The organism is Myxococcales bacterium, assembly GCA_022184915.1.
Taxonomy (GTDB): Bacteria; Myxococcota_A; Polyangia; order Fen-1088; family Fen-1088; genus JAGTJU01.
Genome location: JAGTJU010000006.1, coordinates 295,290 through 307,450 on the forward strand (window position 1 = coordinate 295,290; position 12,161 = coordinate 307,450).

The 12,161-nt window shown below is 66.6% G+C and carries 9 protein-coding genes; 6 read left to right on the forward strand and 3 right to left on the reverse strand.

Features of this window, described 5'->3' with window-relative positions:
• The first annotated feature begins 2 nt into the window (after positions 1–2).
• The 6 genes from KA712_22395 (at position 3) to KA712_22420 (ending at position 8,882) form a co-directional block, all read left to right on the forward strand.
• On the forward strand, positions 3–1,157 hold the full coding sequence (locus KA712_22395) for a D-alanine--D-alanine ligase (GenBank protein MCG5055717.1): 1,155 nt from the start codon (positions 3–5) through the stop codon (positions 1,155–1,157).
• A complete protein-coding gene (locus KA712_22400) occupies positions 1,111–1,506 on the forward strand; it encodes a GNAT family N-acetyltransferase (GenBank protein MCG5055718.1) in 396 nt (131 codons plus the stop codon). The genes KA712_22395 and KA712_22400 overlap by 47 nt, the downstream gene beginning before the upstream one ends.
• A gap of 5 nt (positions 1,507–1,511) precedes the next feature.
• Entirely contained in the window at positions 1,512–2,480 is a 969-nt protein-coding gene (locus tag KA712_22405; protein MCG5055719.1) for a HEAT repeat domain-containing protein, read from the forward strand.
• A gap of 50 nt (positions 2,481–2,530) precedes the next feature.
• Complete coding sequence (locus tag KA712_22410) at positions 2,531–7,573, forward strand: sigma 54-interacting transcriptional regulator (GenBank protein ID MCG5055720.1); 5,043 nt, start codon at positions 2,531–2,533, stop codon at positions 7,571–7,573.
• A gap of 122 nt (positions 7,574–7,695) precedes the next feature.
• Positions 7,696–8,124 (forward strand): hypothetical protein, encoded by a 429-nt coding sequence (locus KA712_22415; protein MCG5055721.1) that lies wholly within the window; start codon positions 7,696–7,698, stop codon positions 8,122–8,124.
• Between the two features lie 92 nt (positions 8,125–8,216).
• Positions 8,217–8,882, forward strand: coding sequence for a hypothetical protein (locus KA712_22420; protein ID MCG5055722.1), 666 nt, complete (start codon positions 8,217–8,219; stop codon positions 8,880–8,882).
• Between the two features lie 93 nt (positions 8,883–8,975).
• On the opposite strand, the gene KA712_22425 is transcribed toward KA712_22420, so the two are convergent.
• The 3 genes from KA712_22425 to ftsY all read right to left on the reverse strand — a co-directional run bounded on the left by KA712_22425 (position 8,976) and on the right by ftsY (position 12,025).
• Entirely contained in the window at positions 8,976–9,782 is an 807-nt protein-coding gene (locus KA712_22425) for an outer membrane beta-barrel domain-containing protein (GenBank protein MCG5055723.1), read from the reverse strand.
• A 19-nt stretch (positions 9,783–9,801) separates the two neighbouring features.
• Positions 9,802–10,692 (reverse strand): outer membrane beta-barrel domain-containing protein, encoded by an 891-nt coding sequence (locus KA712_22430; protein ID MCG5055724.1) that lies wholly within the window; start codon positions 10,690–10,692, stop codon positions 9,802–9,804.
• A gap of 316 nt (positions 10,693–11,008) precedes the next feature.
• Positions 11,009–12,025 (reverse strand): signal recognition particle-docking protein FtsY, encoded by a 1,017-nt coding sequence (ftsY, locus tag KA712_22435; GenBank protein MCG5055725.1) that lies wholly within the window; start codon positions 12,023–12,025, stop codon positions 11,009–11,011.
• Positions 12,026–12,161: the final 136 nt, after the last annotated feature.

Below are 12,161 nucleotides of genomic sequence, written 5' to 3' on the forward strand. Positions count from 1 at the left end.
ACGTGGGCCATACACTCGAGGGACGTATCGTCGTTGCCTTCAACCGTGACTTCGAGGAGGCCAAGGGCGACCCTGAAAACCGCGCCCGCGAGGATGTGGTCGGCACGGCCCGTGACGTGGCATCGGCCCTCGCGGCAGCAGGCTTCGAGGTCGAGACCCTGGGCGTGACGGATGACGTGGGAGCAGCCGTCGACGAGATAGCGTCCTTGGCGCCCGATGCGGTCTTCAACCTCTGCGAGTCGTTTGGCGGCGAGGGCCGCTTCGAAGCGGTTTTTCCCCTGCTCCTGGACCTTTCTCAGCTTGCCTTTACGGGCTCGACGGCACCCACGTTGATGCTGGCGGTCCACAAAGACCGCACCAAGCAGATCCTCCAAGCCTGCGGCGTGTGTACGCCTGCAAGCCTTCGCGTGGACGGACCGTCCGTGCCCTCCACCTTCGAGATGCCCGGTCCGATGATCGTGAAGCCCTCGCGCGAGGACGCGTCGGTGGGGATCAGCAACGACTCGGTCGTGGCGACGCGCGCAGCGCTCGAAAGGCAGGTGGCCTACGTCTGGGAACGCTACCGTCAGCCCGTGCTGGTCGAACAGTACATCGACGGCCGCGAAATCTACGTGGCCAAGCTGGACGGCGGGCGCGAAGAGGCCTCCTGCATCTTGCCGCTCTTCGAGGTGGACTTCGGCGGACTCGCCGCCCATCACCCGCGGGTGGTCACCTTCGAGGCGAAGTGGCGTGAAGAGTCGGCTGCGTACCATGGAACGCCTACCCGTCCCGCGGAGCTGCCGGCCGCGGTCGTGGCGCGGATCGAGGCGGTGGGCCGGGCTGCCTTCGCCGCCCTCGACGTGCGGGATTACGGCCGCGTCGACGTCAGGTTGGCGGACGATGGCACTCCTTACGTCATCGATGTAAACCCAAACTGTGACCTATCGTCCGTTGCGGGCTTCGCCAAGGCAGCCCTCGAGGGGGGAAGGTCCTACGAAGCTCTCATCCAACACATCGCGCGGCTTGCCCTCGCACGGAAACATGCAGACACGATCCCCCTTGCCCCACGATCGAGACGCCCTCGCGACGCTGCTGTCGGACCCACCCGACAACCCGTTTCGCGACGAAGAGGTGGCGTGCGCGCTGGATCTTCTCGCGGCGGTCCTGGAGCCACCTGAGGGCAACACCTACGAGGCGCTGGTTGGGGTAGACGAGACTGATGCCCCCCTGTCCTACGCGTGTTTCGGTCGAATCCCGATGACCGATGCCACCTACGACCTGTACTGGATGGTCACCAAGCGCCAGCGGCGTGGAGAAGGTCTTGGTGCAAAGCTGCTGGCGGCACTCGAGGCTATGCTGGGGGCCCGGGGGGCGCGAACGGTTCGCATCGAGACCTCGAGCCTGGAGGGCGCAGGCGGTGCGCGCCGCTTCTACGAGCGCAACGGCTACCGTGTCGTGGGCGTCATCCCGGACTTCTATCGGCCCGGTGATGACCTGGTCACGTTGACGAAACGACTGGAGCGCTGAGGCCGATGCCGTTCGCGCAAGCCCGGGGGCCGGTCCGACTGACATGGGCCCAGGGCGCGTGCGTTTTGGGACTCGTGGCGCTTGGGGCTTGCAAGCCGAAGAGCGAGACGCAGCCAGGGAGCGAGCCTCACTTCGCCACGCCGATCCTCGGCGACGTGCTCGTCAAGCGGCTGGGCCCCGCCGATGAACAGCTGGCAGGGGTGGCGTTCGATGACCGCGCGATGTCAGGGCAAGCGCGTGAACGACTGGAGGCGTCCCGGATCTTTGCGCCCAGACCTTCTGAAGCGGCGGGCGGGGGATCCAGCCGCTCGGCGAACCCCGAGGCCACGGTGTTGGCGGCATACGCCGTCGAGAACGTTTGGGCGGAGGGCAAGGGCCTTGCCCGCGCTCTGGTTCGTCTCAAGGTGGCGGTCAAACCCAGCCGCCTCGCGGATCCGTATTGGGCCGAGGACGTCGAGGCCCAGGGCGAGATCCCCTACGACACTGCGCCCGAAAGCGCCCCACCAGCCCGCGCTTTCACCACGCTCGTGTCTCGCATGATGACGGAGATGTTGGATGAATACATCGCCCGGCAGCAGCTGCGCAGGGCGGAGGACTCGGTCCTTTTGGCAGCTCTGAAGGAGCGACAGAGCGCCCATCTCGAAGACGCTCTACGCATCGCAGGAAGGCGCAAGCTCCAGGCCGCCGTGCCCGCCCTTTTGGAGCTGCTCAACGACGAGCGTGAACCCGTGCGCGATGCCGCCCTCGGCGCTTTGCTCGAGATGCGCGAGCGAAGGGCCGTCAAGGTTCTCACTACCAGCCGCTCGATGCACGACACGCGTGAAATGCGGAAGATCCTGAACGCGATCGCCGTTCTCGGCGGCAACGAGGCGGTTTCGTACCTGAACTTCGTTGCGGATGCTCACGAAGATCCGGAGCTGCGCGCCTACGCTCGGGAAGCCCTCGGCAAGCTCACCCCTCGTCCTGAAAACTAAGTTGGCGGAGTTTCCTGGGCGATGGCCTGGAGCTCCGGTACACTGCCGGGATGCAGGCCAACTCCGTTGGCACGGGGCCCGCCCTGACGGCCGATGCCGGAGAGGGCGATGCGTCCGCGCCTTTGCTCGATGGTCGCTTTCAGGTGCGGGGTGCCTTGGCTGCAGGCGGGCAGGGCGAGACCCTCAGGGCATGGGACCTCAGGGAGGGGAGCCCGTGCGTCATCAAGTTTGCACCCCGCCTCGACACGGGGCTCGGACGCGAATTCGAGGTCCTGCGACGCTTGTGCCATCCCAACATCGTCCGCGTCCGCGCGTTCGGTACAGCGGTCCGGATCCCGAGTCCGACCCCCGGCGCTCCGCTGACTCCCTACCTCGTCCTGGACGCCATAGAGGGGCAGTCTCTGGCTGATGGCCCTGCCGCGGGGATCAGCCCCCCGCGTCTGTGGGAACTGGCGACAGCGCTCACCGATGCTCTCGGCTACTTGCACGAACGGGGTGTTCTGCACGGGGACGTCACCCCGTTCAACGTTCTCGTCGAGCGCACGACGGGCCGGGTCGTACTCGTCGATTTCGGGCTCTGCGGGAGCCCCAAGAGCCCCGGGCATGCCCGCCCGGGGCTTGCCTCGGGCACGCCTGGTTTTGCCGCACCCGAGGCGCTCCTGGGGGCGGCGACGGCGCGCTCCGACTTGTTCGGCCTCGGCGCGACGCTGTGGTGGTGCCTCGGGCGACAGGCGCCCTACGGCGAAGGAGGCGAAGGCGTGGCCCGGCTCTTTGCACGCCAGCCGCCCCGGTCCCTCGCACCCGCGGGAGAGCCCCTGGCGCAGGCCCTGCAGGACCTGTCCCGGCAGCTGATCGCGTTTGCGCCCGACGAGCGTCCTGCCAGTGCCCGTGACGTGAGCGCCCGGCTTGCCCGCATCGCTCAGGCGCACGGTTTCGGGGCCCCAGGACCCGAGGGTCTATCGGCGCCCCCTCCGTTTCGAGGTGACCGCCTGGCCGGGCTCTTCACCGGCCGCGCTCGCGAACTGGACGCGCTCGCGCGCGTGTTCGATGACCTGCTCGCCGGGCAGTGTCCCCGGACGGCGGTCATCGTGTCGGGGCCCGAGGGAAGTGGCCGGCGCAGTTTGCTGGGCGAAGCGCTTCAGCGTGCGCGTCGTGCGGCGCTGGTGCAGGGCAAGCCTGCGTTGCGGGTGCTCACCCCCGAGGAGGTGCTGCGAGAGGCCGGCGCGGGCCCGCGGTTGGCTGGCGCCCCTGCCGATCAGACCTACGCGTGGTTTCGGGCCCAGGTGCTCTCGGCGTCCGCGCGCGTGGCCGAGGTCGCCCCCCTCGTCGTCTGGGTGGATCCGGCGGCCGACGCCGTTTTGGGGGGAGCGGATCTTTCTTCGTGGCGTGGCCTGCTCGCCGCCCAAGAGCCAGGGCGTGTCCTCTTTGTTGGCCCGGGGCCGCCCGGTGCGGTGGCCGAGGCCTCCGGGGAAGTCGTTTTGGAGTTGGCATTGTCCCCCCTGCGGGCAGAAGATCTGGCCGCTCTCTGCGCGGAGGCGGGCCTGGCGCCGGGGCCATCAGAGCAGCGCCGTCTCCTCGAACGCTCGGGCGGCAACGCCGCCTTGTTGACGCACCTGCTGCGCCAGACGGGGGAGGGAACGAGCCTCGCCGGCGCGGATGAGGCGCCGCCCGAGGAGATCTTGAGAGGTAGCTTCGCCCGGTTGTCTGACGAGGCCCAGGCGGCGGTGCTCGAGGCCTGGTGGGAGCTCCCCGCGGCGGGCGTGCCCACAAACCGTTTGGGCGGCCCCGGGCGGGACGAGGCTTCGCGCGCCGGGTGGCTGGTGCAGGATGACTTCGGATCGTGGCGCCTACCTTCAGGGCTGCATCATTCCGCTGTGTGGGGAGCCTCGCAGCCTCCGCCGGGTCCGCGCGTGGCCGCCCTCGCGGCAAAGGCCCGGCAGGAGGCGCGAGACGTCAAACGCGCCGAGGCCTTGCGTCTTCTCGGTGCCCCCTCCGAAGCTCGAGAGGTGTTCTTTGCCGCCGCCGGAGCCCAGGCAGAGCGCGGTGCGGTGGCCGAGGCCCTGTGGTGCTGGGAACGGGCCCGCGCGCTGCCGGAGCCCTGGCCCTCCGAAGCGGCGACGGGCTACGCGGAGGCGTTGGGCGCCGTCGGGCGCTACGAGGACGCCGCCGCCTGGCTCGAAGCGCAGCCCGAGCCCGCGTTGCCCGCAGGGCGCGCCCGGCGCGCAGAGGTCCACGCCGCCCTGCTACGGCGGCGGGGCACCCTGCACGCCGCGCTCACCCGCCTCGAACGCACGCGAGATGCGCTTTCGACCCCCGATGGCGCCGACGCCAGGGCCCGGCTGGGCGTGCAGATGGGCCGCCTTCTCATCGCGCAGGGCCGCTTCTCCGAAGCCTGGGAGGCGGTGGTCGCGCCGGTCCCGGACGCGGCCAGAGGGTTATGGCTCGAGACCCGCGCCCTGGCCGCAAGCTATCTCGGGCGCGCCGCGGAGGCCGAAGAGGCTCTACTGGCATGGGCGCATCTGGCCCGGGAGCGCAACGACACCCCGTTGGCCGCTCGGTGTGCAGCGGTGGAGGGGCTGCATGCCCAGTTGCTCGGCCAGCCCCGCCGGGCCGCCGAAGCCTACCTTCGTGCCTACGAAGCTCACGTCCGCACCGGTGACGTTCACGGCGGCGCCAACGCGCGGCTCAACTTGGCGATGGCCAACGCCGAGCTTGGCTTTTTCACCGTCGCGCTCGAGGCCTTTCGCGACGCCCATGCGCAGCTGCTTCGCCTGGGCGCTGACCGGGACGCGACCTTGGCCGTGTTCAACGCCGGTCTGCTCTTCGCCCGCCTCGGCGATCAACGGGCGGCCGAGGCCGCCTGGAACCGCGTGCACGGGGTGGCCGTGCCGGGCGATCCCGCCGTGACCGCCTGGGCCGAATGGCTGAGCGCCGAACGGGCTTTGGCGAGGGGCGCGTTCACAGACGCTGCGAGCGCCTGGGCCCGCGCCTCCGCGTCGTTCGCCAAGACGGGTGATCCCCACCAGGCTACCCTGGCCAGCTGGCGACGCGTCGACGCGCTCGCCCAGTCGTCCCGTCATGCGGAAGCCTACGAGGAAAGCCAGAAGCTCGCGGTTCCGTCCGCCGGTGCCGAAGTGGTGGCGCTGGCCCGCTGTCGGCTGGCGCTGGCGGATCCCTCGTCCTCGGCGGCGCTCGTGCCCGAGGCGCGTCGTCTTGCCTCCCTCGCCGACACGCAGAGCCGCCAGGGGCGCACCCCGGCAGCTTTCCGCAGCGCGGTGGTCGCCGCACGCGCCTTGCTTCAGGCGGGGCGCGGGGCGGCGGCCCACGCGCTTGCGCGGCAGGCCCGACACTCTTTGGAGGAGCTAGTGATGAACACGCCCCCGGAATATCAGGCGGCCCTCGACGCGGACGCGGACGCACGATGGTTGGCCACGTTCTCCACGGAACCCTCGCCGCCCTCGCCACGAGGGTCACCAGGACCCGAAGTGACGGCACAGCGGCTAGCCGAAGCGCAAGCGCGCCTTCGCCGCTTCGTACGCTTGAGCAAACGCCTCAACGGCGAGCTCCGCTTGCCCCGCTTGCTTGAAACCGTGCTCGACACCGTCATCGAACTCACCGAGGCCGAGCGAGGCTTCCTGCTGTTGCGGGACCCGCAGGGCCAGCTTACGGTCCGGGCCGCACGCAACATCGACCAGAGCTCCCTTCTGGGTGAGTCCCTGGCCTTCTCGCGCTCCATCGCCGACCAGGTGGCGGCCAGCGGCAGCCCGGTCGTCACGGTCGACGCGGCTCACGACGACCGCTTCCGGCAAGCGCTTTCGGTGAGTGACCTGCAACTACGCTCCGTTGTGGCCGTTCCCCTCACCATCAAGGGTGTCGTGGAAGGCACCATCTACGTCGATAACCGCCTTCGTCAGGGGGTGTTCGACGAGGAGGCCGTGAACACCCTGCTCGATTTCGCCGAGCTTGCGGCCTTGGCGGTGGGAAACGCCCGATTGGTGCAGGAGCTCCGTCGTCGGGATCGCCTGATCGAGGGGCTCAACCGCCGCCTCACGGCCGAGCTGGCCGTCCGCAAGGAAGAGCTCTCGTCGATGCGTGTCGAGCTCAACGAAACACGCGAGGACTTCGTCTTGCGCTACGAGTACGGGAACATCGTGGGACGGTCGGTGCCCATGATGTCCGTGTTGAAGTTGCTGGACCGGGTGAGCGACACCCAGCTCCCGGTGCTCATTCAGGGCGAAAGCGGCACGGGCAAGGAACTGGTCGCCCGCGCCCTTGCGGCCAACGGTTCGCGAAAGGATCAGCCCTTCGTGAGCGAAAACTGTGCGGCGATCCCGGAGACTCTCCTCGAATCCACGCTCTTTGGCTACGTGCGGGGTGCCTTCACCGGCGCCGAGCGGGATACGCGCGGCCTGTTTGCGATCGCCAACGGGGGCACCTTGTTTCTCGACGAGGTGGGCGAGATGTCGCCCGCTTTGCAGGGCAAGCTGCTTCGGGTCCTGCAAGAAGGGGAGTACCGTCGCGTGGGCGGCCAGAAGACGGAAACCACGGATGTGCGTCTCGTCGTTGCGACCAACCGAGATCTTCAGACCCTCGTGAAGGAGGGCCGCTTTCGCCAGGATCTGTACTTTCGCCTGGCGGTCGTGCGCGTGGACCTGCCCCCTCTGCGCGCGCGCGGCGAGGACGTCCCCCTGTTGGTCCGGCACTTCCTGTCGCGGCTGCAAAAGCAAGCGGGCGTGCGGGCGCGGCAGATCAGCGCCGAGGCGCTGTCGAGGCTCTGTGCCTACTCTTGGCCTGGCAACATTCGCGAGCTCGAGAACGAGATCGCACGGGCCTCGGCGTTTGCCGACGAGACCATCGGTGTGTCAGACCTGTCACCGCACGTGGCTGCATCGGCACTCGTCGCGTCGGCCGCGCCTTCCTTCGACGTCGACGACCTCAAACTCAAGCCTCGGGTCGAACAACTCGAAAAGGGGCTGTTACGAGACGCGCTCGACAAGTGTGGGGGCAACCAGACGCGCGCTGCGGCCGCACTGGGCTTGTCTCGCTTCGGGCTCCAGAAGAAACTCAAGCGCTACGGCCTCGAGACAGCTTGATGGGGACGACAACTAAGTTGTCATCTCCTGATAGGTTCGTTGACGGTTCATGCCCTAAGTCCTTGATTCAACATCGTATTGGTTTGGTTCCGTCTTTGCTTTGTCCCTTCACAGAGTTTCTCATGCAAGCGATCGGGTATCTTCAGCGCGACGCGTCTATGAAGCGTCGGAGCGGCCTCGGGCTCTTCGGCCTCGTAGGGGCAGCCCTGGGGCTCGTGGGGTGCAATGCCAACTTCATTCCTGTTCCTCCGCCTGGCGACCCCACCTTCGAGTCGGTGCAAGTCACCGACGGCACGGGCGCTACGCGACAGGTCTGGCAGGTATCCGGGGGGCCCAGCGATGCCCTCAAGAACGCGCGGGTCTATGTCTTTAACGCTTCGGTTGGGGAGGGCGTGATCACACGGGCCTCTGAAACGGGCACCTACGCAACGGGCCTGCTCGACGGCGAGCCTGGAGACCGCATCGAGCTCCACTACGAGACGCCCGAGGAGAAGAGTCCCCTCATTTGTCGCCTGCTCGTCGCCGGCCCTGCCAAGACACCTTGCCCCTGAGCAAGGGGGCTCGATGCCTGATCGGGGCGGATGGAGCGGCTCGACCTTGTAAGGTCACAAGAACCGACCGTGACAGCCGATGAGGTGAAGCGATGCTGTTTCGCAAAACCGAGTTCGAGCGGCTCGATGAGGAGTTGGTGCGGGCGGGGCAGGCGCTTGCCGATGTCGAGCGGGCGCGTCGCCATCTGGCTCAGACGCTGGAAGAGCTGAGGGCGCTCGACGACCGTGCCCAGGCGCTCTCGGAGGCCGAGCGGGAGATCCTGCACGAACTCGAACGCCTCAGCAGCGCGGGGTGGTACGCGATTTACAACTCCGTGCTGGGAACGGCCGAGGACAAGCACGAGGTGGGAATGGCAGCCTTGCATCGCGCTCAGGACGAGCGCAAACGAATCGAGCGCAGCCGCAAGACCCTGCAGCAACGCCTGGAGGACCTGCTGAGACAGACCCAGACTCACGATGACGCCCTGTCACGGTGGGACCGAGCGGTGGCCGCCAAAGAGGCGCTCCTTCACGCGCAAGATACGCCCTCGTCCCGCCGGCTCGCCGAGGTGGCAGCTACTGAGCTCCAGGTTCGTGCGAGCCTGGAGCGCCTCGACCGTGCGATCCGCGCGCGGCAGGCCCGGGGGGCCTCCGGTCGTGAACTCAAGATGCTGCAGACCGTTTGGCGAGAGACCCTCGCCCGCAAAGCCGCCCTTCGCGAGGAGCGGAGGGCCATCGTGCTCGACGGACTCGATTTACCCTGGCGTCTCGCATCCTGACTGGGACGCTCGGCTCCCGCTTCGATAGTTCGAAACGAACAAGGCGCCGAGCACGAAGGCACCCGGCGCCCACCACTCGACCCGAAGTCCGCGCTAATCGGAGATCTTGGGCATTGTGGGGAAGAAGACCGTGAGGTTCAGGCCCAGGATGTAGTTGTGCGTGAGTTCGTGGTCTTTGTCGTCCACGAAGCTATCGGCGTTCACGTCCTGGCCCGCCCGGTTCGTGTTCACGACCACATCCTTGACCTCCAGGTTCACGGCCAGGAAGTCCTTGATGAAGGCATGCATGCCCAGACCCAGACTTCCGCCCAGCTTGGTCCCCACGTCGGGGCAAGAGGCGGCAGCTGGCATGGCGCATTCGTCTTTGTCGGCCGCGAAGTTCGCGCCGCCCAGGCCCGCCAGGGCATAGACGTCGTAAGCAGCGAACCACTTACCAAACAGAGAGAGTTTGCCGGTGATGGGGGTGATTTCCGCGTGAAGCCCGAACACCTGGCTCATCTTGTTCATCGAGCCCAGGGCGTTCTCTGCGCTGGGGGCCCGGTCGTCGGCCATCCGCGCCTTCAGGCTCTTTTCGAGATTGTCGGTGAGGCCGGTCTTGAAATCGGGCGTGAGATTGTGGCCGAGCGTCCCTGAGATGGCCAGCCAATCGTTCAGATGGAAGGCAAGCCGCAGATTCACGAACAAGGCGTTGTAGAAGTCCGCAGCGAGAGAGCTTCCCAAACCAGCGCCCATTTCGAAGCGCTGGGCAAGGAGCTCCGCTCGTTGGCGAACGGCAGGCGCTCCCTCGAGGGGGCCCTTTCGATCGGCAAGCTCTTGAGCTGAAGCCACGTCTGGCGTCAGCAGGAGGAGGGAAGCGGGGAGGACGGACGCCAGCGTGAAGGCGAGCAGTGACTTTTTCATGTGTCGAACTCCGCGGGCCTTAACGGGGGGTACGGTAATCGAAGGAGGGCGGCAGGTAGAAGCCGACCCCTACGTACAACATGAGGTTGTGAACGAACTGATCCTCGGCGTTGTTCTTCACCTGATTGATCGGCTCATTGCCACGGTTGGTGGGCTCGAACTTGTCGTTGAACACAAAGTCTCGCAGCGCCACGTTCAGCGTCAGCCAGTCGAGGACGTAGAGCCGACCGCCCACGCCCACATTGGCCGTGATGGCGTTGGTCGAGAACGTTTCGTCCCCCCCCTTGCGTGGGATGATTTCGGTTTGGGTCATGCCCACGCCTCCCGAAACGAACCCTTCCCAGTGCATCAGATGGCGGTTGAAGACAGTAAACTTCCCGTACGCGGGCAGGTACGTGAAGTTCAATGCCGCCGTCCAGATGTACTTGTTCAGCGTGGCAATGCGGTTGTACTGCAGGCCCACGAGGCCTTCGCGCTCGGTCCGCTCCTTGAGGAAATACATGCCCTGAAGGCCCACGGCGAAGACTTCGCTCAGGAAGTAGTTCAGGTCACCCCCGAACGCCCAGTGCCGAATCAGTGTGTCGTTCACGGACACGCCCGTGAGAGGCTGCAGCTCGAGCCGACCCGACTTCAAGAACGGTCGCCGCTGCACGACCACGATATCCGTGGCCGTCGCGCGGGTGGACTGTCCGTCCTCAGCCTTGGCAGGTGCCTGGGTCCGAGGCTGGCTGTCGAGCAAGGGATCGTCGCCCAGAGGGTCCGCTCCAAGGTCGGGCTCGTCATTGCGAGCGCCGCCGGTAGACTCGATGGGAGCAGGTTCTGCGCCTTGAGCTCGTGCGGGGGCGGGGTGGAAGGTGATGCCCCAAACGAAGGCCGTGAGAAAGAACAGGCCAGATGAATGTCGCCTCATGTTTTCCCTGTGTGGGTCCTGTTTGCCTGGAGTTGCCAGCGATACCCAGAAGTGCTGAACGTCCACTCTGGGTGGCAAAAACGGAAGTAGTTTCAAGAGGTTAAGGCGAAACTAAAGATGTCGCACTATATCACGGACACCGATCCACAAACAATTAAAATGGCTTCGGTGACGGGCGCGACGGCCTACAATGCCACAGGTAGGTATCGCGAGGGAAGCGTGGGGTTCATGCTCTCGTCAGAAGGTGTCGAATCGCGGCCCGCAAAGGTCAAAAATCGTGGGCCCGCGAGGCCCTTGGCTGCCTCTGCACTCTGCCTCAGGACGCTGCCCCGGCCTCGGGCGCTTCGCATTCATCGCGATCGTATAGAGCGTCGACGAACTCGTGTACGTCAAAGTTCCTCAAGTCTTCCACGCGTTCTCCCACCCCGATGAAGCGCACGGGGATCTTGAGTTGGTCCGCGATGCCCAAGATCACGCCCCCTTTGGCCGTGCCGTCCAGCTTCGTCAGCACGATGCCCGTGACCTTCATTGCCTGGGTGAAGATCTGGGCCTGCGAAATGGCGTTCTGCCCGCTGGTGGAATCAAGCACCAGCCACGTTTCGTGGGGCGCGCCGTCCATCGCCTTGCCCAGCACCCGTCCGACCTTTTGCAGTTCGTCCATGAGGTCGGTCTTCGTGTGAAGCCGGCCGGCGGTGTCGGCGATGACCACGTCCATGCCTTCGGCTTGGGCGCGCTTGATGCCCTCGAAGAGCACGGAGGACGGATCGGCGCCTTCCTTGCCCTTCACGACGGGGCACCTGGTTCTTTGTCCCCACACCTCGAGTTGCTCGACGGCTGCCGCCCTGAAGGTGTCTCCCGCCGCCAAAAGCACCTTTCTGCCTTCGGCCGTGAGCTTGGCCGCCAGTTTGCCAATGGTGGTGGTTTTTCCCGTGCCGTTCACCCCGATCACCAGGAGGACGAAGGGCTTGACCCGTGACGGCTCGAACGCAGGTGCATCCACGGACAGGATTTCGGCCGTTCGGGCCTTGAGGAACGCCCACACCGCGTCGTTGTCCGTCAGCTCCTTGCGGGACAGCGAGGTTCGGAGCTCGTCCATCAACCGTTGTGCGGTCTTGACGCCGATGTCTGCCGTCAGCAAGACCCGCTCGATCTCCTCGACGATGCCGGGGTCGAGCTCTTTTTTCCCGGCGAAGATCTGTCCGAGCCGGGCCACCCAGGTCGAGCGGGTCCGCGCGAGGCCTTGTTTGAGGGCCTTTTCCGACTTGGGCTGGGCCGGGGCTTCAGGGGCGGTCGGGGGACGCGGTTTATCGAGCGGCAGCTCGTTCCGGGGCATCCCGGGCGCCGGGCCAGGAAAGGGCACGCCCCTTCCGGGAGGTTCTGGCTGTGCCTCCGTAGGCGCAGCGTCCGCGGGGGCATCTGCCTCACGTGGGGCTTCCGCTTCGTCGTCCAACAGAGCCTCGAGGTTTCGC

Coding starts and splice junctions, on each gene's coding strand:
- KA712_22405 (MCG5055719.1), top strand. CDS start 1,512: ATGCCGTTCGCGCAAGCCCGGGGGCCGGTCCGACTGACATGGGCCCAG.
- KA712_22410 (MCG5055720.1), top strand. CDS start 2,531: ATGCAGGCCAACTCCGTTGGCACGGGGCCCGCCCTGACGGCCGATGCC.
- KA712_22415 (MCG5055721.1), top strand. CDS start 7,696: ATGCAAGCGATCGGGTATCTTCAGCGCGACGCGTCTATGAAGCGTCGG.
- KA712_22420 (MCG5055722.1), top strand. CDS start 8,217: ATGCTGTTTCGCAAAACCGAGTTCGAGCGGCTCGATGAGGAGTTGGTG.
- KA712_22425 (MCG5055723.1), bottom strand. CDS start 9,782: ATGAAAAAGTCACTGCTCGCCTTCACGCTGGCGTCCGTCCTCCCCGCT.
- KA712_22430 (MCG5055724.1), bottom strand. CDS start 10,692: ATGAGGCGACATTCATCTGGCCTGTTCTTTCTCACGGCCTTCGTTTGG.
- ftsY (MCG5055725.1), bottom strand. CDS start 12,025: ATGCCCCGGAACGAGCTGCCGCTCGATAAACCGCGTCCCCCGACCGCC.